The organism is Rhizobium sp. YJ-22, from assembly GCF_029601685.1.
Lineage (GTDB): Bacteria > Pseudomonadota > Alphaproteobacteria > Rhizobiales > Rhizobiaceae > Metarhizobium.
Map to the genome: position 1 here is coordinate 72,139 of NZ_JARRIR010000010.1, position 21,035 is coordinate 93,173.

General features: G+C 64.7%; 17 protein-coding genes. 9 read left to right on the plus strand and 8 right to left on the minus strand.

Annotated features, from left to right (window positions below):
* Positions 1-2: 2 nt before the first annotated feature.
* Both P7F60_RS21855 and P7F60_RS21860 read right to left on the minus strand, forming a co-directional pair.
* Positions 3-1,514 carry a glycerol-3-phosphate dehydrogenase gene (locus P7F60_RS21855; protein WP_277919800.1) on the minus strand — a complete coding sequence of 504 codons (1,512 nt, stop codon included), beginning with the start codon at positions 1,512-1,514 and terminating at the stop codon, positions 3-5.
* A gap of 46 nt (positions 1,515-1,560) precedes the next feature.
* Positions 1,561-3,111, minus strand: a complete 1,551-nt coding sequence (locus tag P7F60_RS21860; RefSeq protein WP_277919801.1) for an FGGY-family carbohydrate kinase — start codon at positions 3,109-3,111, stop codon at positions 1,561-1,563.
* Positions 3,112-3,863: 752 nt separating this feature from the next.
* Between P7F60_RS21860 and P7F60_RS21865 the strand changes: the two genes are divergently transcribed.
* The 7 genes from P7F60_RS21865 (at position 3,864) to P7F60_RS21895 (ending at position 12,420) form a co-directional block, all read left to right on the plus strand.
* Positions 3,864-4,514 carry a DUF2291 domain-containing protein gene (locus P7F60_RS21865; protein WP_277919802.1) on the plus strand — a complete coding sequence of 217 codons (651 nt, stop codon included), beginning with the start codon at positions 3,864-3,866 and terminating at the stop codon, positions 4,512-4,514.
* Positions 4,511-6,052: a sugar ABC transporter ATP-binding protein gene (locus tag P7F60_RS21870; protein WP_277919803.1), complete on the plus strand. Its 1,542-nt coding sequence runs from the start codon at positions 4,511-4,513 to the stop codon at positions 6,050-6,052. The genes P7F60_RS21865 and P7F60_RS21870 overlap by 4 nt, the downstream gene beginning before the upstream one ends.
* Before the next feature lie 11 nt (positions 6,053-6,063).
* Complete coding sequence (locus tag P7F60_RS21875; protein ID WP_277919804.1) at positions 6,064-7,104, plus strand: ABC transporter permease; 1,041 nt, start codon at positions 6,064-6,066, stop codon at positions 7,102-7,104.
* A gap of 116 nt (positions 7,105-7,220) precedes the next feature.
* Positions 7,221-8,168 (plus strand): D-ribose ABC transporter substrate-binding protein, encoded by a 948-nt coding sequence (locus P7F60_RS21880; protein WP_277919805.1) that lies wholly within the window; start codon positions 7,221-7,223, stop codon positions 8,166-8,168.
* A 129-nt stretch (positions 8,169-8,297) separates the two neighbouring features.
* Complete coding sequence (locus P7F60_RS21885; RefSeq protein ID WP_277919806.1) at positions 8,298-9,137, plus strand: DeoR/GlpR family DNA-binding transcription regulator; 840 nt, start codon at positions 8,298-8,300, stop codon at positions 9,135-9,137.
* A gap of 71 nt (positions 9,138-9,208) precedes the next feature.
* On the plus strand, positions 9,209-10,732 hold the full coding sequence (locus tag P7F60_RS21890; RefSeq protein ID WP_277919807.1) for an FGGY-family carbohydrate kinase: 1,524 nt from the start codon (positions 9,209-9,211) through the stop codon (positions 10,730-10,732).
* A gap of 14 nt (positions 10,733-10,746) precedes the next feature.
* The gene (locus tag P7F60_RS21895; RefSeq protein ID WP_277919808.1) at positions 10,747-12,420 is read left to right on the plus strand and encodes a glycerol-3-phosphate dehydrogenase/oxidase; all 1,674 of its coding nucleotides are present in this window, start codon (positions 10,747-10,749) and stop codon (positions 12,418-12,420) included.
* A 3-nt stretch (positions 12,421-12,423) separates the two neighbouring features.
* Here P7F60_RS21895 and P7F60_RS21900 read toward each other — a convergent pair whose 3' ends face one another.
* From P7F60_RS21900 to P7F60_RS21915, 4 genes are all read right to left on the minus strand, one after another.
* The gene (locus P7F60_RS21900; protein WP_277919809.1) at positions 12,424-13,227 is read right to left on the minus strand and encodes an ABC transporter permease; all 804 of its coding nucleotides are present in this window, start codon (positions 13,225-13,227) and stop codon (positions 12,424-12,426) included.
* Positions 13,224-14,117: an ABC transporter permease gene (locus P7F60_RS21905; RefSeq protein ID WP_277919810.1), complete on the minus strand. Its 894-nt coding sequence runs from the start codon at positions 14,115-14,117 to the stop codon at positions 13,224-13,226. Before P7F60_RS21905 ends, P7F60_RS21900 begins: the two co-directional genes overlap by 4 nt.
* Positions 14,114-15,157 carry an ABC transporter ATP-binding protein gene (locus P7F60_RS21910; protein WP_277919811.1) on the minus strand — a complete coding sequence of 348 codons (1,044 nt, stop codon included), beginning with the start codon at positions 15,155-15,157 and terminating at the stop codon, positions 14,114-14,116. The genes P7F60_RS21905 and P7F60_RS21910 overlap by 4 nt, the downstream gene beginning before the upstream one ends.
* Before the next feature lie 74 nt (positions 15,158-15,231).
* Complete coding sequence (locus P7F60_RS21915) at positions 15,232-16,263, minus strand: ABC transporter substrate-binding protein (protein ID WP_277919812.1); 1,032 nt, start codon at positions 16,261-16,263, stop codon at positions 15,232-15,234.
* Between the two features lie 166 nt (positions 16,264-16,429).
* On the opposite strand from P7F60_RS21915, the gene P7F60_RS21920 reads away from it, so the two are divergent.
* Positions 16,430-17,176: a GntR family transcriptional regulator gene (locus P7F60_RS21920; RefSeq protein ID WP_277919813.1), complete on the plus strand. Its 747-nt coding sequence runs from the start codon at positions 16,430-16,432 to the stop codon at positions 17,174-17,176.
* Positions 17,177-17,200: 24 nt separating this feature from the next.
* Entirely contained in the window at positions 17,201-18,877 is a 1,677-nt protein-coding gene (locus P7F60_RS21925) for an AMP-binding protein (RefSeq protein WP_277919814.1), read from the plus strand.
* A 304-nt stretch (positions 18,878-19,181) separates the two neighbouring features.
* On the opposite strand, the gene P7F60_RS21930 is transcribed toward P7F60_RS21925, so the two are convergent.
* Positions 19,182-19,991 (minus strand): enoyl-CoA hydratase/isomerase family protein, encoded by an 810-nt coding sequence (locus P7F60_RS21930; RefSeq protein WP_277919815.1) that lies wholly within the window; start codon positions 19,989-19,991, stop codon positions 19,182-19,184.
* A 12-nt stretch (positions 19,992-20,003) separates the two neighbouring features.
* The gene (locus P7F60_RS21935) at positions 20,004-21,017 is read right to left on the minus strand and encodes an MDR family oxidoreductase (protein ID WP_277919816.1); all 1,014 of its coding nucleotides are present in this window, start codon (positions 21,015-21,017) and stop codon (positions 20,004-20,006) included.
* Between the last annotated feature and the right edge of the window lie 18 nt (positions 21,018-21,035).

A 21,035-nucleotide genomic window follows, 5' to 3' on the forward strand; every position in this document is an offset into this window, starting at 1 on the left:
CCTCAGGCTGCGGCAGGGCGGGCGGTGTCGAACCAGTCGGCGAAAGCCGCGCGTTCGGCCGGCGTCAGATGCAGGTAATGCTTGGTGCGGCGATAGAGAATGTCGTCGGCCGTCTGCGCCCATTCGCTGACGACGAGATAACGCGCCTCCGCCTCGTAGAACTGGCCGCCGAAATGCCGGCCGAGCCCTTCGAGACCGCTCGCGCCGCCGATGACGGTTCTGGCGCGGGTGCCGTAGAGGCGGCCATAGTGATGCAGCAGCTTGCGCGGCATCCAGGGATAGGCGTCGCGCAGGCTGTTGGCGAAGGTCTCGTAATCGGCATTCGGCATGTCGCCGCCGGGAAGTGGCGCCTTTTCCGTCCAGTCGCCGCCCATATTGGGGAAGATGTGCCTGAGGCGCTGCATGCCGCGTTCGGCCAGCTCGCGGAAGGTGGTGATCTTGCCGCCGAAGACGTTGAGCAGCGGCGCGCCGCCGGTCTCGTCGAGATCGAAGACATAATCGCGGGTGACGGCGGAGGGGTTGCCCTTGCCGTCGTCGAACAGCGGCCGCACGCCGGAGAAGGAATGCAGCACATCCTGCCGGCGCAGCTTTTCCTTGAAATAGCGATTGACCGCCTTCAGCAAATAGTCGATTTCCGCCTCGTCGGCCGAGACATCCTCGGCGCGGCCCTCATAGGCGATGTCGGTGGTGCCGATCAGCGCCTTGTCGCCCTCATAGGGGTTGATGAAGATGACGCGCTTGTCGTGGTTCTGCACCAGATAGGCATTCGAACCGGCCCAGAATTTCGGCACGATGATGTGGCTGCCCTTGACGAGGCGCACATTGCGGGTCGAGTTCGAGCCGGCGACGCGGTTGATGACGTCGGAGACCCAGGGGCCGGCGCAGTTGACAAGACATTTCGCGCGAAAGCTGCGGGTTTCGCCGGTGACGCCGTTCTTCGTCGTCACCGTCCATGCGCCGTTTTCGCGGCGGGCGGAGACGGCGGGCGAGCGGGTCAGGACGAGCGCGCCCTTCTCGGCGGCGCCGATGGCGTTGAGCGTTACGAGGCGGGCGTCGTCCACCCAGCAGTCGGAATATTCGAAGCCGCGCGTATACTGGTCGAGGATCGGCGTGCCCTCGGGGTCGCGCCGCAGATCCAGCATGCGCGTGCCCGGCAGTTTCTTGCGGCCGCCGAGATGGTCGTAGAGGAAGAGGCCGAGCCGCACGAGCCAGGCGGGGCGATCCTCAGGGCTATGCGGCAGCACGAACCGCATCGGCCAGATGATGTGCGGGGCGGCGTTGAGCAGCACTTCGCGCTCGATCAGCGCCTCGCGCACCAGGCGGAATTCGTAATATTCGAGATAGCGCAGACCGCCATGCACCAGCTTGCCGGAGCGCGACGACGTGCCCTCGGCCAGGTCGTCCTTTTCGCAGAGCACGACTTTCAGCCCGCGCCCGGCTGCATCACGGGCGATGCCGGCGCCGTTGATGCCGCCGCCGATCACGAAAAGGTCGATAAGCTCGGGCTCGGTCATGTCAATCTCCTTCGGCGCCGGCCGCGGGCGGGCGCAATCGTTGTTTTCAGCGCGCGGCCAGGATGTCCCAGGCCGGCGCGATGCCCCGCCGCACCGTCGAATAGGCGGCGAAGAGGCGTGTCATGCGGTCGATGTCCTGGCTGTCCGGCCGTTCGGCCGCGCCGAGCTCGGGCGTCACCCAGTCGGCAATGCAATCGTCCATGCTGCGATAGGCGCCGATGGCGACGGCGGCCATCATCGAAGCGCCGGCAGCGCCCGCTTCCTCGCGGGTGCTGACCCGCACCGGCGCGCCGAGCGCCGCGCCCAGCGTGCCGCGCAGCGAAGCCGAGCGGGCCGCGCCGCCGCTGATGCGCAATTCGGCGGGCAGGGCGCCCATGGCGGCGTAGCAATCGCGCGTCGCCATACCGAGGCCCTCGACGACGGCGCGCACCAGATCGGGAAAACGGTGGCGGCTGGCAAGCCCGGTGAAATTGGCCCGCGCGCGGGCATTGACGAAGGGGCCGCGCTCGCCGGCCTCCGAAATATAGGGATGATAGAGGATGTTGCCGGGCTTGCTTGCGGCAAACCACTGGTCGACGCGGCCGATCATGTCATTGAGCCCGACGGTGACGCCGAACTCGCCAAGCAGATCGGCGCCGAGCTGCAAAAGCCAGTCGAGATTGATCGTCGCGCCCATGTTGGTCTGCACCTGGGTGACGATGCCAGGGATCGGCAGGGCGATGACATAACCCGTGCGCTCGGCATTCAACACGACATCGCCAACCGCCTTGGCCTGGAGATGCACGCCGGTCGAGCCGATAGCGGAGCAGGCGGCGTTGCGGCCTTCGCTGCGCACCCCGGCCCCCAGCGCCGTCATGCACATGTCGACATAGCCGAGGCAGACCGGCGTGCCGGGTTTCAGGCCGGAAGCGGCGGCGGCTTCCGCCGTCAGGGGATGGGTGGTCTGCGTGCCCTCGATCACCTCCGGCAGCAGCGTGCGGCGATGCGTCAGGCCGAGCGCGGCCAGAACCCCGTCGTCATAGGCGCGGGTACGGAAATTGCCGAAGGTGAAACTGACTTCCGACGGATCGGTGGCGCGGATGCCGGTCAGGTTCAGGTAGAGCCAGTCCTTGCAATGCATGGCGGTTTCGGCGCGGCCGAGCAGTTCCGGAAAATGGCGATCCATATGGGCAAGCTGCGTGCCCTGCTGGCAAGTGTTGAGGCCGGTCCCGGTCGCCTCGAAGCGGGCGCGGTCGGCCTCGCTTGCGGCGAGCCGCTCGACGGTCGGCGCGGCGCGGGCATCGAGCCACAGCCAGGCATCGCCGGCGGGTCGATTTCCGGCACCGACCAGCCAGGTGCCGTCGCCTTGCGCGGTGACGGCGATGGCGGCGGTGCGTTCGGCAAGGCGCTCGACCTTGTCGCCAAGGCTGCGCAGCGCCCGCGCGCAATCGAGCCAGGTCTGATCGAGGGATTGGGTGACGGAGCCGTCGTCGCCGGTTTTATAGGTATTGCGCACCGAGGCGCTGGCGATCTGGCGGCCGTTCAGCGTGAAGGCGACGGCCTTCATGACGGAGGTGCCGGCATCGATGCCGACGATCAGGTCTGCCGTCTCAGCCATGGCGCGCACCTACCGATCCCGCGACGGCCTGCGCCGTTTCGCCCGACCCGAAACAAAGCATTCGATCCTCCCGATCGTCACTCACGAAAGCATGCGCCCCATAGCCGGGCCTGCCGTCCTGGCAGGGTCTTCCCGGATATCGCAACAGAACATAACACAAAGTTATCGCATGTCTCGTAAAATTTTTCGGATACAGAATTTTTTTTCAGGTAAGATGCACGAGCAATTCGCATTGAGCAGGTTCCTGTTTTGAATGCCGGGCCATGGCCGTTTTCGCATCATTGGCCGGCTGCGGATACCGATACGTTCTCTCGAAAGGCCAGAACGTAGAATTTTTACGTCTAAAAACAGAGAATTGCGCAACGACTTCGAATGCTGTGCTTTTGCGCCTGACATCCGGCGCTTTCCAGATGGCGCGCCGATTGCGAAAAGAATCGCACCGCTGACATGCAAGAAAAGCGTGAGCGAGTTCCAAAAGGCCGATTGACAGGCTGCGATAACTTAACATATATAGTGCGACATATCACACATATATATCGCATATGCGAAAAAATGTGCACTGCAGCGCAAGGTCGGTGAGGAGATCGACCGGCGCCGCTCACTGGGGGAGGGTATTGCGATATGTTTCGTCTGGAAACCATCGACATCCGGCCGCTGCGCCGACCGCGCATCTGCGGGCATGTTCGCGTCGCCGGTCTCCTTCCCGCGTCCTGCGCCGATGCCTTCATCGCTCAACCGCAAGGTCAACCGACATGACTGACGCTACGCTCCCGAAACCGTCCCGTCCTGCGCGCAGCTATCGCTGGATCGGCCTTGCCGCCGCCGCCGTGCTGGTCGGCGCCATGGCCTTCGACACGACCGCCGTGCGCATCGGCTCGCAGGCCGACGTGCAGGTCCAGAAATTTTCGCCCGAGGCCTTCGGCGCCGAGCAGTTCCCGCTGATCAAGCAGAGCATCGAGACGCGCGCCGTCGACGCGGCCGAGCTGTCGGCCGCCATCGCCGCCGACAAGAAGGCGGCTGGCGAGAAATACGGCGTCGCCACCTCGGTCGGCCCGGTTATCCCGGTCAAGTTCACCGGCGTCGCCGGCGAGCACAAGGCGAACTACAATACCGTGACGGTTGAGGGGCTGCCCGCGGAACTGAGCGTGCGCGTCCAGACTGGCCCGGCGCTGAACGGCACGGATCTGCGCGATGCCACCGGCCAGATCGAATTCGGTCAGTTCAAGAACCAGATCGAGTATCAGGATGCGGGCTCGGCGATCAACAACGAGGTCAAGAAGGTCGTTCTCGCCGGCATCGATCCGGCGGCGCTGAACGGCAAAACCGTCACCGTCATCGGCGCCTTCAAGCTGGTCAACCCGAAGAACTGGATCGTCACCCCGGTGAGGCTCGACGTCAAATGAGCGCCGTCGCTGAAACCGGTCACAAGGGCGAAGTGGTGCTGGCCGCGCGCAACGTGGCGAAGTCCTACGGCAGCGTCCACGCCCTCAAGGGCGTCAATTTCGACATTCATCGCGGCCAGGTGACGACCCTGTTCGGCGAAAACGGCGCCGGCAAGTCGACGCTGATGAAAATTCTCTCCGGCGTGGTGACGCCTACTTCAGGCGAAATTATTCTCGATGGGGAACCCGTCTCTTTCGCGTCGTCCTCCCAGGCCCGCGATCGCGGCATCTCCATCATCCATCAGGAGCTCAGCCTCGCGCCGAACATGAACGTTCGCGACAACATCTTCATGGGTCGCGAGATCATGATGGCGACGGGCGTGGATTTTGCCGAGGAGGAGCGCCAGACGCGCCTGCTGATGGCCGAACTGGAAGAGGATATCGATCCGCTCACCCCGGTCGAGGATCTGCGCCTCGGCCAGCAACAGATCGTCGAGATCGCCCGCGCCCTTTCGGTCAATTCGCGCATCCTGATCATGGACGAGCCGACCTCGGCGCTCTCGGCCTCGGAAGTTGAGGTGCTGTTCAAGGTCATCCGCGACCTCACCAATCGCGGCGTCTCCATCGTCTATATCTCACATCACCTGGAAGAAGCGCTGCAGATCACCAACCACGCGGTGGTGCTGCGCGACGGCGCGATGACGGCCTATGCGGAGCGCAAGGACATCGATCTCGAATGGATCGTGCGCCACATGGTCGGCGACAATTTCGATCTCGGCTCGCCGCCGACCGGTTATGACAAGGGCGAGGTATCGCTCTCCATCGAGGGGCTGACGGTGCCCGATCCGGGCGGCGCCGGCTATGCGGTGGTGGACGACCTGTCGCTTGCGGTGCGCGCCGGCGAGATCGTCTGCATCTACGGCTTGATGGGCGCCGGGCGCACCGAATTGCTGGAGACGGTCGCTGGCCGCCTGAAGGCGACGGCCGGCAGGGTCCTGCTCAAGGGCCGCGACGTCACCGGCCAGACGATTGCCCAATGCATTCGCGACGGCCTCGTGCTCGTCCCCGAAGACCGGCAGCGCGACGGGCTGGTGCAGACCATGACCGTCGGCCGCAACCTGTCGCTCGCCAATATCGGCGCGTTCACGCGCGGCCTGTTCACCTCGGCGGCCCGCGAGCTGGATCTGGTCGGCGATGCGATCCGCAAGGTGCATATCAAGACCGACGGCGGCGGCGCGGCTATCGGCTCGCTGTCGGGCGGCAACCAGCAGAAGGTGGTCATCGGCAAGATGCTGGCGACCGACCCGGAGGTCATCCTGCTCGACGAACCGAGCCGCGGCATCGATATCGGCGCCAAGGCGGAGGTCTTCAAGCTGCTCGCCGAGCGCGCCCGCCAGGGGCTCGCGGTCGTCTACACCACCTCGGAAGTCGGCGAATGCCTGAGCATCGCCCATCGCATCATCGTCATGCGGCGCGGCCGCATCTCCGCAGAATTCGGTCCTGACGCGACCAAGGAACAGATCATGGCCGCCTCCGGCGAAGCCGTGCATGCCCATTAGGAGCGCCGAGCATGTCAGTCACACCTGCAATCGACACCAAGGCGGCGACGCGCGGCGGCAAGCGCAAAAAGAGCTTCGTCGAACTGCTGTTCGAAGGCCGCGCCTTCTTCGCGCTGATCGCCATCGTCGTCGTCTTCTCGCTGATGTCGCCGAACTATTTCACCGTCAGCAATTTCCTGATCATGGCCTCGCATGTGGCGATCTTCGGGCTGCTCGCCATCGGCATGCTGCTCGTCATTCTTAATGGCGGCATCGATCTCTCGGTCGGCTCGACCCTGGGGCTGGCCGGCGTCGTCGCGGGCTTCCTAATGCAGGGCGTGGCGCTGCCGCAGATCGGCTTCATCCTTTACCCTTCCGTCTGGGTGGTGGTGGTGCTCACCTGCCTGCTGGGCGCCGTGGTCGGCGCGGTCAACGGCGTGCTGATCGCCTATCTGCGGGTGCCGGCCTTCGTGGCGACGCTCGGCGTGCTCTATGTGGCGCGCGGCATCGCGCTTTTGATGACCAACGGCCTGACCTACAACAATCTCGGCGGACGTCCCGAGCTCGGCAATACCGGTTTCGACTGGCTGGGCTTCAACCGTCTCGCCGGCATTCCCATCGGCGTGCTCGTCCTCTTCGTCTTCGCCATCGCCTGCCATATCCTGCTGACGCGCACAGCCTTCGGCCGCTGGCTCTATGCCTCGGGCGGAAACGAGCGCGCGGCGGAGCTGTCGGGCGTGCCGGTCAAGCGGGTGAAGATCTCCGTCTATGTCCTTTCGGGCATCTGCGCGGCGGTCGCGGGCCTTGTGCTCTCCTCGCAGCTGACCTCGGCAGGCCCCACGGCCGGCACCACCTACGAGCTGACGGCGATTGCCGCCGTCGTCATCGGCGGCGCGGCGCTGACGGGCGGCCGCGGCACGGTCATCGGCACCATGCTCGGCGCCTTCGTGATCGGCTTCCTGTCGGACGGCCTCGTGATCATCGGCGTCTCGGCCTACTGGCAGACGGTTTTCACCGGCGCCGTCATCGTCACCGCCGTTCTTCTGAACAGCATCAAATACGGCCGCCGCTAAGCGGCGTCCGCTGGAACTGACCGAAGCCGGGAGAGGCGGACCATCGATTTGGCCCGGAAGCGGAAAGTATTGCCGAAAACCGGCGAAACCAAGTGCTCAACAAAGGGAGTGAGACCATGTTCAAAAAAGGTATGCGTGTACTCTTCGCGGCAACCGCCGTCATGCCGCTGCTGCTCAGCTCGGCCTGGGCCGACGGCCTGATCACCGTCATCGTCAACGACCCGTCGAACCCCTATTGGTTCACGGAGGGCGAAGTCGCAAAGGCCACCGCCGAGAAGCTGGGCTACACAGCCAATGTCGGCGCCCACAAGGGTGACACCAACACCGAAAGCAACCTGATCGACACCGCGATCACCAACAAGTCGGTCGCCATCATCCTCGATCCGGCCAATGCCGACGGTTCGGTCGGCGCGGTCAAGAAGGCGGTCGCCGCCGGCATCCCGGTCATCCTCGTCAATGCCGAGATCAACCAGGAAGGCCTCGCCAAGGCCCAGCTCGTCTCGAACAACGCGCAGGGCGCCGCGATCGGTGCACAGCAATGGGTCGAGGCCGTCGGCGACAAGGGCAAGTATGCCGAACTCTTCGGCAACCCGGCCGACAACAATGCCGCGACCCGCTCGAACGGCTACGAAACCGTCCTGACCCAGTATCCCGATCTGGTGAAGGCCGCCAAGGAAGTGGCCGATTGGGACCGCACCAAGGGCCATGCCAAGATGCAGTCCATGCTGCAGGCCAATCCCGACATTATCGGCGTCATCAGCGGCAACGACGAAATGGCGCTCGGCGCCATCGCCGCCCTCAAGGAAGCCGGAAAGCTCGACCAGGTGAAGGTCGGCGGCTTCGACGGTTCGCCGGATGCGGTCGCAGCCATCAAGGCCGGCGAGTTGCAATACAGCGTCCTGCAGCCGGTCGCCGTCTTCTCGGAAGAGGCCGTCAAGCAGGCCGACAACGTCATCAAGAACGGCAAGACGGGTGCTGCCACCGAAAAGCAGCTTTTCGATTGCCTGCTGATCACCAAGGACAATGTCGACAAGTACACCGCTCCCTTCGTCCTGAGCGAGTGATCGAGACCGGGAGCGCCCCTAGCGGGCGCTCCCATTCCGGAATTGCGGGCCGTTCCCGGCAGCTCGCTTGGCATTTTCCTTCCCGCCCGATACGAGATCAAGAAACCTCGAAGCATGGCAGGGACAACCATGAGCAAGAAAGTCGACGTCAAGGAACTGCTATCGGAAGAGCTGCCGAGCGACAGCCGGCATGCGCGCCAGCTCGTGCGCCGCCAGATGATCGCCGAGACCGTCATCGCCGAGGGCTCGATCCGCATCGAGGATCTGACCGAGCGCTTCGGCATCAGCCTGATGACGGCGCATCGCGATGTCGACGAACTCGTCAGCCGTGGCCTGTTTCGCAAGACGCGCGGCATCGTCTCCGCCGCGCCCACCAGCCTGACCGAATCCTCCGACGTCTACCGCGCCACGCGTCAGGCCAAGGAGAAGAAAGCCATCGCCAGGGCGGCGATGCAGTTCGTCGAGCCGGGGCAGGCGATCTTCATGGACGACGCCACGACCGTGCATGAAATGACCCGCTTCCTGCCCGCCAAGGTGCCGCTGACGGTCATTACCAATTCGCTGGTGCTGATCAACGCGCTGAAGGAGGTCAGCGACCTCAACCTCATCTGTCTCGGGGGCCAGTTCTACAATTGGTGCAATGCCTTCATGGGGCATATCACCACCAACGAAATCCGCCGGCTGCGCGCCGACACCGTGTTTATGTCGCTCTCGGCCATCGTCGATGACGTGGTGTATCACCAGTCGCCGGAGACCGTGGAAACCAAGCGGGCGATGTTCGAAAGCGCCTCGAAGCGCGTGCTTCTGGCCGACCACAGCAAATTCGAGCGCCGCGCGCTGCATCACTTCGCGACGCTCCAGGAATTCGACGCGGTGGTCGTCGATGAGGATATTCCGATTTCCCATCTGTCGCGCCTGCGATCGAAGGGGATCAACGTCATTGTGGCGGATGGGGAACGGTCCGGCTGAGGGCTTTCGCGAACCGCGGATATGCCCGATGCCGGTCGCCGTTCTTTCTTCGCTTGAGAATGGAGAGAGCGATGCCCTGCATCATGGGTATAGACAGCGGCCTGACCGTCACCAAGGCCGTGATCTTCGACGCGGACGGCACGGCGCTCGCCATCGCGCGGCGCCGGGTTCCGCAACTGATCCCGGCGCCGCAGCATGTCGAGCGCGACATGGACGGCCTCTGGGCCGCGACGGCCGATGCCATCCGCGAAGCGGTCGCCGCCTGCGGACGCCCGGCCTCCGATATCGTCGCGATTGCCGCGACCGCCCACGGCGACGGCATCTATCTGCTCGATGAGGACAAAAACCCGCTCGGGCCGGCCATCGTCTCGCTCGATACCCGCGCCGATGCCATCGCCGAGGCCTGGAACGCCGGCGAGGTCGGGCAGCAGTCGCTGGAGCTGACCGGACAGAAGCCGCATGCCTCCGCCCCCTCGGCCATCCTGCGCTGGGTGCGCGAGCATCAGCCGGAGCGCTATGCGCGCATCGCCCATTTCATCGCGGCCAAGGACTGGCTGCGCTTCCGCCTGTGCGGCACAATCGGAACGGATCGCACGGAAGCCAGCACCTCCTTCACCGATGTCCGCACGCAGGACTATGCCGAGGATGCCTTCCGGCTGTTCGGGCTCGACCGCTTGGCAGGTCGGCAGCCGCCGATGGCGGCATCGACCGAGATCGTCGGCGGGGTGACCGCCGAGACGGCGCGGTTGACGGGACTCGTCCCCGGCACGCCGGTCATGGCCGGGCTGCACGACGTCACGGCCTCGGCGCTCGGCATGGGCGGTTATGGCGAGGGCGTGGTCGCGGTTATCGCCGGCACCTATTCGATCAACGAGACGGTGTCGGCCGTACCCAAGGTCGACGGCCGCTGGTTCTGCCGCAACGGCATCCTGCCCGGCGAGTGGAACAACATGTCGATCTCGCCCGCCTCGACCGCCAATTACGACTGGTTCATCGAGCAGTTCTGCGCCGGCGACGCAAGGCAGGCCGAGACCGCCGGTGAAAGCATCCATGCGCTTATCGGCAAGGAGTTCGAGGCGGCGCGGCAGCGCCCGTCCAGCGTCTTCTTCCACCCCTATCTGTTCGGCTCGCCCTTCGGCGGCGCGTCGAGCGCCGGCTTCTACGGCCTCAATGCCTGGCACGATCGCGGCGATCTGGTGCGCGCGGTGCTGGAGGGCATCGCCTTTAATCACCGCGTCCATGTCGATGCGCTGCGCGACGGCTTTGCGCCGGCCTCGGCACGGCTGACGGGCGGCATCTCCCGCAATCCCGCCATGGCCGGCCTGTTTGCCGATATCCTCGGCCTGCCGGTCACCGCAACGCGCACGGAAGAGGCGGCCGCGTGGGGCGCCGCACTTTGCGCAGGCGCTGGCGCCGGTCTGTTTGCCTCCCCCACCGACGATCCGCGTGACCTTGCCGCCATCGAAACCACCTATCGGCCGGATCCCGGCCGCCAACAGGCCTATGACGAGAAATACCGGGTCTTCCTCGATCTCGCCGAGACCATGAAGCCGCTCTGGCCAAGGCTGCGCAGCCTTGGCGGAACCCCGCAATAACAGGACTTCCCATCATGACGGACACGACAGCCCCGGAAGTCGAGACCTTCGACGTCATCGTTCTCGGCGCCGGCATCAACGGGGCGGGCCTTTTTCGCGATCTCTGCCTGCAAGGACTCAAATGCCTTGTTATCGACAAGGCCGATTTCGGCTCCGGCACCAGCGCTGCGCCCTCGCGCCTCATCCATGGCGGCATCAAATATCTGGAGACCGGCGAGCTCGGCCTCGTGGCGCAATCGACGCTGGAGCGCAATCTGCTGCTGCGCAACGCGCCGCATTGCGTGGAGGCGCTGCCGACCTTCATTCCCTCCTTCTCGCTGATGAAGGGCGCGTTTGCGGCGCTGCGCACCCTGCTCGGCTCGACCACCGCGCCGCGCAGCCGCGGCGCGGTACTGATCAAGATCGGCCTGGCGCTCTACGATCTCTATGGCGCGCGCCACCGGGTCATGCCCAGGCACCAGTTCTTCTTCCGCCGCAAGGCGCTGCAGGAAATGCCGGCGATCACCCCGCGCATCGTCGCCGGCGGCATCTATTACGACGCCAAGATCAGCCGGCCGGAGCGGCTGGTCTGGGAACTGGTGCGCGACGGCCTCGACGCCAGCCCGCAATCCGGCGCCATGAACGACACGGAACTGCTCGGGCAGGAGAACGGCGTGCTGCGTCTGCGCGACCCGCGCGGCAAGGAGCGGCTGGCGCGCGCCGGCATCGTCGTCAACGGCGCGGGGCCGTGGATCGACCATGTCAATGCGACGCTCGGCATTCCCGGCAAACTGATCGGCGGCACCAAAGGCTCGCATATCCTGCTGAGGCATCCCGAACTGGTGAAAAGCCTGAAGGGAAGGATGATCTATTTCGAGGCCGACGACGGCCGCATCTGCCTCGTCTACGATTTCCTCGGCCTCGCGCTGGTCGGCTCCACCGACATCAAGGCCGACAATCCCGATACGGTGCGCTGCGAGGAGGACGAGATCGACTATTTCCTCGCCAGCCTGCGCTCGCTGCTGCCCAAGCTGCAATTCGGCCGCGAGCAGATCGTCTATGCCTATAGCGGCATCCGGCCGCTGCCGGCATCGGACGCCAGCAATCCCGGCCTGATCAGCCGTGATCATTCTGCCCCGGTAGCGGAATCCACCACCGGCCGCCCATTCGCCGTCATTTCGCTCGTCGGCGGCAAATGGACGACGTTTCGCGGTTTCGCCGAGGAGGTCGCCGATACGATCCTGTCGCGCATGGGTCGAAGCCGCAAGACCAGCACGCAGATGCTGCCGATCGGCGGCGGACGCGGCTTTCCGATGGAGGCCGCCGACCGCCACGCCTGGATTTCCGAGCGCGCATCCGCCAACGATTTACCCGCCGCGCGCATCGACGCGCTTCTCAGCCGCTACGGCACGACGGCCGATGCCATTCTTGCCCATATCCGGACTGTCGGCGACGCGCCACTGGTCCATGTCGAGGGATATGGCCGCGCGGAAATTGAGTGGATCGCCCGCAGCGAAATGGTCGAGCATCTCGCCGACATCGTCATGCGCCGCACGACGCTCGCTATTGAGGCCAGGCTGACGCAGGCGGGGCTCGACGAGATCGCAAGCCTCGCCGCGACCGTGCTTGGCTGGGGCGAAGATCGGCGGGCACGGGAACTCGCCGAGGTCACCCAACACCTGACGGCCTTCAACCGCGTCAGGCTTTGACCCTCAGAAACGCAGCGAGCGCAGGCCGACGGTGCGGTCGACGACAAGGACGGCGGCGAAGGCGATGACGATGCTGACGGTCGCCACGGCGGCGGCTGTCGGGTCGAAATTGAAGCGCAGGTAATCGAACAGTTCCAGCGGCAGCGTGTTGCTGCCGACCGATTTCAGCAGCAGCGAAATGTTGAAGATATCGAAGGAAATCACGAAGGCGAACAGGCAGCCGGTGATCACGCCGGGCTTGATCGAGGGCAGGGTGATCCGCCGGAAGGTCAGCCATCCATCGGCGCCGAGGCTGCGCGCCGCCTCTTCCTGCGAGCGGTCGAAATTGAACAGCGCCGAGGCGACGTTCAGGAAGACATAAGGGAAGGTGACGAGGATATGGCCGACCTGGATGGCGATCGACCAGCGATTGCCGATGCCGATCTCGAAGAAGAAGAACAGGAGCGCGATGGCGGTGAGGATCTCCGGCACCATCAGCGGCGCGCTCATCAGCACCCGCAGGCCGTTTGCGAAACGTGTGGGCGCAAAGCGCACGACATAGATCGCCGCCAGCGTGCCGATGACGCCGTTCACCGCCGCCGAGATAAGGGCGAGGACGAAGGAATAGACGGCGGCATCATAGAAACGGCTGTTGGTGAACAGCGCGCCGAACCAGCGCAGCGACACGCCCTGCATCGGCAGCGCCAGGAACTCGCCGCCGGAAAAGGACAAGAGCACCACGAGCAGGATCGGCGCCATCAGGAAAATGTAGATCAGCGTCACGATCAGCGCGAAGACGTGATCCCACAGGGTCTTTCGCATGGTCATGGCAGCCTCCGCATGGCGCGCGCCGTCAGCTTGAGATAGACGAATATGATCGAGACTGTGATCGCCGCCATGAAGATCGCCAGCGCCGCGCCCGCCGGCCAGCGGAAATTGTCGACCAGATATTGTACCACCAGCACCGCCATGGTGCGCCCCTGGCTGCCGCCGAGCATGGCGGGCGTGACATAGGCCGAGATCGACAGCACGAAGACAAGGATCGCGCCCGCCTGGATGCCGGGCATCGACAACGGCAGGGTCACCTTGAAGAAGGTGCGCGCCCGCGATGCCCCCAGCGACCGGGCCGCCATCGCCACCTCCGGATTGATCGCCTGCAGATTGCCGAGCAGCGGCAGGATGACGAAGGGCAGGAAGACATGGATCAGCGCGATGGTGACGCCGAGCGATGAATTCAGGAAAATGATCGGCCGCCCGATGAGCCCGGCCCATTTCAGCGCCGTATTGGCAAGGCCGCTGTTCGACAGGATGATGAGCCAGGCGAAGGTGCGCACCACCAGCCCGACCAGCAGTGGCGAAATCACGCAGATATAGAGAAGGCTCGCCCAACGGCTGCGGCTGCTGGCGAGATGATAGGCGACGGGATAGCCGAGCAGCAGCGTTGCCACGGTGACGATCAGCCCGGTGCGCAACGTGCGCCAGACGATGCCCCAGACGAAGCCGTCGGTGACGATCTCGCCGTAATGGCCGAGGGTGAGACCGGGGCCGTAGACGGCATTGGTCGAGGCCTCGCGAAAGCTCATTACCAGGATAGAGGCATAGGGCAGCAGCAGGAAACAGCCGAGCAGGATGAGGGCCGGCAGGATCATCCACCAGACCGGCAACCGCCGGCGCGGCGCGGCGACCGCCATCGGGACGGGGGCAGCGAGCGCGCTCATGCCGCGAAAGCCCATGCCTTGCGGGCAGCGAAACCCAGCGTCACCGCATCGCCTGCCGCAAGCGCGCTGTCGGCGGGCATGTTGGTGGTGAAGCGGCTGCCGCCCGGCGTCTCCACCGCTACGAGACAGCCGCCGCCGAGATAGGTCGATTTCACCACCCGGCCGGAAAGCGTGTTCTCGGCCACCGCCGTCTCGATGTTTTCCGGTCGGATCATCACCCGGACCTCACCTTTCAGTCCGTCGCGGCCGAGGCTTTTCAGCTGTCCCTCCGGCGTATCGATGACATAGACGTCGTTTTCCCGGCCGAGGATCCGGCCTGCCAGCGTATTCGACTGGCCGATAAAGCCGGCGACCATCTGTGAGGCGGGATGTTCGTAGATGTCTCGCGGCGGGCCGCATTGCTCAATGACGCCGTGATTCATGACCACGATGCGGTCGGACATCACCATGGCCTCGCTCTGGTCATGGGTAACATAGATGGTGGTGATGCCGACGCGCTGCTGCAGGTCGCGGATGAAAAAGCGCATGTCGTCGCGCAGGCTGGCGTCGAGATTGGCGAGCGGTTCGTCGAGCAGCAGCACCGAGGGTTCGATGACCAGCGCGCGGGCGAGCGCCACGCGCTGCTGCTGGCCGCCGGACAATTCCCGCGGATAGCGCTTTTCATAGCCGGTGAGCTTGACCATCTCCAGCACGGCGGCGATGCGACGCGTGCGATCCACGGGCGAGACTTTGCGCACCTCCAGCCCGAAGGACAGGTTCTCCGCTACCGTCATGTGCGGAAACAGCGCATAAGACTGGAACACCATGCCGAGATCGCGATGCTCGGGCATGGCATGGGTCATGTCGCGGCTACCGAACAGCAGCCTGCCCTTGGTCACGGTTTCGAACCCGGCGATGCAGCGCAGCGTCGTCGTCTTGCCGCAGCCCGAAGGCCCCAGAAGCGAAATGAACTCGCCCTCGCGGATATCGAGGTCGATATCTTTCAGTATATGCAGCGCCCCATAGAACTTGTTGATCGTGTCCAGTCTGAGCGTGGTCATGTCGGCTCCGGGCTTTCGGGCGTGGAAACGGGCGAGGACCGGGGACGACGCCCCGGTCCCGAAAAGCGAAGGCGTCAGCCGATCTCGCGATTCCAGCGATCGGCGACCTCGGCGGCGATCTTGACGTAGCTATCCCATTCGAAGCGAATGATCTTCGACATCTGATCGCCCTGAATTGGCAGGCGCGGCGAAACCTTGTCGCTGACCACCGACTGGCGGTTGGCGGGCGCGACATAGAAGACGTCGGCCAGCTTCGACTGCACCTTGGGATCGATCAGGAAGTTGATATAGGCGTGGGCCGCATCCTTGTTGTCGCCGGTCTTCACGATGTTGAAGCTCTGCTCGTAGCTGAGCACGCCTTCGCTGGGCACGATGATCTGGACGGGGGCGCCCTTGTCCTGCAGCGTCAGAATCTCGGTCCAGTCGACCGGCGCAATGGCGATATCGCCGCGCATCAGGGCAGTGGCGACTTCGCCCGACCATGAGGCCTGGGTGAAGGGCTGCAATTCCTTGATCTTGGCAAACGCGGTGTCGATGTCGGTATCGCCCTTGCCGAACAGCTTGCCCGCCAGTCGCAGGAAGAGCTGCGCCCCGGTATTGCCGATCTGGTACAATCCGATCCGGCCGGCGAATTCGGAATTCTCCCACAGGTCGGTCCAGGATTTCGGCGGCGTTTCCACCATGTCGGTGCGCCAGGCGAGCCCGATGGGCGAAACGATGCCGCGCAATCCGTTGTTGCCGGCGTTGAGCAGGCCTTCATGCAGGTTTGCCGCGTTCGGGATCTTCGACAGGTCCAGCGGCTCGAAGAAGCCTTCGGCGCGCAGGGTGGCGGCAATGTTTTCATTGCCCATGAAAACGGAATAGGGCGAGGCAGCGCCGCCGGCGCGGATCTTCGACACGAAATCCTTGCCAAGACCCACGTCGATCTGGCTCTTGATGCCGGTGGTGGCGGTGAATTCGGGGACGAGCGTTTCTTCCCAGAGCTTCGCCCATGTTCCGCCATAGGTCGGAATGACGAAGGGAGATTGCGCATGGACCCGGTTTGCAAGCGGAAGAAGGGCGGCGGATGCGCCGATACCCGCCATAAGCTGGCGTCGTGTGATCATGTCGGTAGTTCCCCGGTTGGACCGTCTGCTCGACGGATCTCTGTTTAGGCGGCTCGTGAGAAGCATCGCATCGTCAGGCTGGATCGAAAACGGGGCTTTGTCAATAATTCTATATTTCAATATGGCAATTGGCTGGTATATTGGCTCAAACAAGATGGAATCGCGAATGAACGGCATAGACCGCAATCAGGGACTGGCGCGTCAAATCGCCGGCCACCTACAGGACGACATCATGCAGGGGCGGTTGGGCGCAGCCGAAAGGCTGCCGTCAGAAGCCGAACTGGCCGAGCGCTTCTCGGTGTCGCAGCCGACGGTGCGCGAGGCGATGAAGATCCTGGCCGCCAAGAAGCTGATCCGTTCCAAGCGCGGGCCGAAAGGCGGTGTGTTCGTCAATCCGCCATCTCTGGATATCGCTGCCCAGACCCTGCATGAAACCACCAACTGGCTGGTGTCGCTCGGCGCTGTCGGCCTGGCGGATATCGTCGAGGCACGGCGCAGCCTCGGGCGGCTGTGCATCGAGGCGGCCTGCGAATATGCTGGCCGCGACGAGCACAAGCGCATCGAGGCGGCGCTCATGGAACTGGACCACACGGAAATCTCCGACGAGGATTTCTGCCGGCTGGAGGTCGAGTTCCACCAGGCGGTGGCGGCGGCAAGCCCCAATGCGCTGCTGCGTCTGGTCATGGTCATGGTCAACCAGTCGCTGATTCCGGCGGCCAATATGATCTCCTTCCAGTTTCGCCAGCGCGACCGGGTGGTGGCGCTGCAACGGCGCATCTTCTCGGCGATCCTGACGCGGGACGCGACAGAAGCGGTCGCCGCCTTCGATGCCCTGATCGACTACCAGAGCGGCGTCTACCAGATGGCCGTCGACCAGCGTGAAGCCCGGCAGGCGGACGACAAGACGGCCTGACCGGCCAGGACTGGAGGAAAGAGGATGTCCATCGAGCCGCAGCTCCTTTCCCGCCTCCGTCCGGACGGATCGTCCGTGCTCTCCTCCTCGTTGCAACTGAACGGGGCGGAGGTGGATATTGCGCAAAAACTGCGCGAGCAAGCCACCCGCCATCCCGATCGCCCGCTTCTGACCGAGCCTGACGGGGCAGGCGGCCGTCGGACCCTGTCCTATGCGCAGGCGCTGGCCGAGGCGCGCGCCCTGCATGGCCGCTTGCTGCGGCGCGGCTTACGTCCGGGCGACCGCATTGGCAGCCTGCTGCCCGCCGGCATCGATGCCTTGCGCTTGCGGCTTGCCTGTCTCCTGGGCGGCTTTGTCCATACCAGCCTGCCGCCGCATCCTTTCCGGGTCTCGGTCGCCGATGACGAAGCCGCCCGCCTTTTGCGAGTCGTGCGGCCGGCGCTGCTGATTGCGCCCGCCGGACACGCGCTTGTGAGCCAGGGCGAGGCGGTGGCGCTGCATGCCTTGCCGGCAGCACCCCCGGCCGAGGATCACGACGGCGCGCCCGACGACTGGACAGCGATCTTCTTCACGGCCGGCAGCACCGGCGCCTCGAAGGGCGTGCCGATCACCCGCGCCATGATTGCATCCTGTCAGGCGGGTTGCGTGGCGGCTTGGCCGTTTCTGGCCGAGCGGCCCCCCGTCCTGATCGACTGGATGCCGTGGAACCATGTCTTTGGCGGATTGGACAATATTTTCAAGATGATCTGGAACGGCGGCACACTGCATCTCGCGCCGCCGCCCTCAGCCGCCGGCATGGATGCGATGCTTCACCTGATGACGGATGAGCAGCCGACACTGTTCATCGGCGTGCCGCTTGGGCTGAAACTTCTGATGGAGGCCCATGAGGCCGGGCCGGAGCACGTCGCCCGCGCTTGTGCAGCCCTGACCCATATCTTCTTCGCCGGCGCGGCGATGGAGCCTTCCCTGTGGCTGCGGTTGCAGGATTTTCGCGCCGACATGCAGGCGCGGCATGGGCAATGGATCACCATTCTCTCCGGTTACGGCGCCACCGAGGCCGCCTCGACCATGTGCCTCGCCCCCGGCGATATCGCCGGCCCCGGCGCGCTCGGCTGGCCGCTTCCCGGCCATGAGGTGGCACTGGTCGAGACGGACGGCTGCCTCGAAATCCGCTTTCGTGGCCCCAACCTTGCCCCCTGCTATCTCGGGGAGGACGGCATTGTTCCGCTGCCACTGGACGAGGAGGGTTTTTATCGCACCGGCGATGCCGGCCTTCTGACCGAGGATGCGGCGGGCCGCAAAATGCTGCGCTTCGACGGCCGTATATCCGAGGATTTCAAGCTGGCGAGCGGCATCAAGGTCCGGTCGGGCCTGCTGCGCGGCCAGCTTCTGCGCAAGCTCGGCCCGCTGGCGCAGGATCTGGTGCTCGGCGGCGCCGGCAGCGACGGGCTGGTGGCATTGATCTTCGCCGTCCCCGCGACCTGCGAAGAGACGCTTGCCAAAACGCTGCACGACTGGAACCGCGAAAGCCCAGGCTCCTCGACCGCGATCCGCCGCTTTGCCCTCGCCCGTTTCACGCCCTCCGTCGAAGCCGGAGAGGTCTCGGCCAAGGGCCAATTGGTGCAAAGCCGTATCCTGCGCAATCACGCGGGTCTGTTTGTCGATCTGGTCGAGGGGCGGATGGGGTGTGTGGTCGGTTGATCGATGCGGCTTCCGGCGAGGCGGAGAAATTGCTTATGGAATCAAGCTGATGCCAAGACGTTTCCGCGAAGGCAGAGCAACCGCACAGCGTGCTGAGCCGCCGCTGAAAACGCTCCCGCAGCCACAGGATTTTCGTAGGGAATAAAAGGCATCACATCATGAACCATCCGTCTCGGGCTGGGCAATCGCATACGGAGCATGTGGAGTAAGTCTTTACTCCACATGCCCCTTCTCCCCGAGGCGAGAAGGGGTTTTGAGGCAGCGGCGTGCCTTATATAGGTGCGAGACGCGGAGGAATGCGACTTCAATCCAATTCCCGGAACGGCGCTTCGCGTTCGGCAAGAAACTCCTTCAGCGATTTCTCCTTCAGCACCCGCATCCAGTAGCGCCCCTCGTCGGTGGCGTGGAGGATGGCGGTGGTTTCGCGGTTGTAGGTCCAGGAGCTTTCGAGGCCGGCGGTCTGTTGCTGGTGGTTGAGGGCGGCCTTGGCGTATTTGATCGCGGCGCCCGGCATGCGGGCGCATTTGCGGGCAAGCCGTTCGGCCTCTGCCATCAACGCCTCGCGCGGCACCACCTTGTTGACCAGATGGATGCGGTGCGCTTCTGTCGCGTCGATCATGTCACCGGTATACATCAGGTGGCGGGCGTGGATCATCGGCACGGTCCAGGGCAGCATCAGGGTCGGCGGGGCCGAGACGTGGCGCACCTCGGGCTCGCCCAGCATGGCGTCCTCGGCGGCGATGGCCATGTCGCAGCACATCATCAGTTCCAGCCCGCCGGCCAGCGCAAAACCGTTGACGGCGGCGATGATCGGGATCGGTGCCTCGCGGATCAGCCGCAGCCGACGCATGTTCTCGCCGATATCGTTGCGCCATTGATCGGCATTCATCTCGAAATCGTCGCCGCCGAGATCGAAGCCGGCGGTAAAGGCGCGGCCGGCGCCGGTCAGGATCACGGCGCGGACATCCGGATCCTTCACCGCGCGGACAATGGCCGCCTCGAGCGCATCGCCGAGCGCCTGGTTCATGGCGTTCATCTTGTCGGGACGGTTCATCGTTAAGGTGACGAAGGCGTCCTCGGCATCCTTCTTCCACAGAATAAGATCGTCGTTCATGGATTTGATTCCTCAGGAAATTTCGATGACATGCCGGCCGCGGGTCTCAGCGTTGACGATCGCCTCGGCAAGGGCTGGAAGCGCGTCGAAGGATGAGGTGGTGGTCAGCGCGGCGAGCTTGGCGCGATCGAGATGGGCATCGAGGAAAGCCCAGGCGCGGTCGCGTTTCCCCGCCGGCGCCATGACGGAATCGATGCCGAGAAGCGCCACGCTGCGCAGGATATGCGGCATCACCGAGGCCGGCAGATCGGCGCCACCCGCCAGGCCGCAGGCGGTGACCGCGCCGCCGTATTTCGTCTGCGCCAGCACATTGGCGAGCGTATGGCTGCCGACGGTATCCACCGCCCCGGCCCAGCGTTCGGCCTGCAGCATCTTGCCGGGTTCGGAGAGCGCGCTGCGCGCTACGAAATCCGATGCGCCAAGCTCGCGCAGGAACTCATGCTGGCTTTCGCGCCCGGTGGCGGCGACGACGCGGTAGCCGCGCGCCGCCAGGAGCGCAATCGCCACCGTGCCGACCCCGCCAGCGGCGCCGGTGACCAGCACCTCGTCCCCGCCCGGCGTGATCACGCCCCAATCCTCCAACGCTACGACGCAAAGCGCGGCGGTATAGCCGGCCGTGCCGATGGCCATGGCCTCGGCCGGCGAAAATCCTTTCGGCAAACGCGTCAGATGCGCGGCCTTCAGGCTCTGGTAAAGCGCATAGCCACCCCATTCGGTTTCGGACAGGCCCCAACCGTTGACGATCACCGCATCGCCCGGCTTCCAGTCCGGGGCTTTCGAGCGGATGACGGTGCCGGCGAGATCGATGCCGGCCACCATCGGCAGGCGGCGGGCGATGCGGCCCTTGCCGCTGATCGCCAGCCCATCCTTGTAGTTCAGGCTCGAATGGCTGATCTCCACCAGAACGTCGTTATCGGGCAGGTCAGCCAGCGTCAGTTTCTCGAAGCCGGCCGTGGGTCGGCCGTCGACATCCCGGATGACCATGCCACGGAAACCGGTCATCTCGTTGCTCTGCTCGGTGCTCATCATCATGCTCCAGGTGTT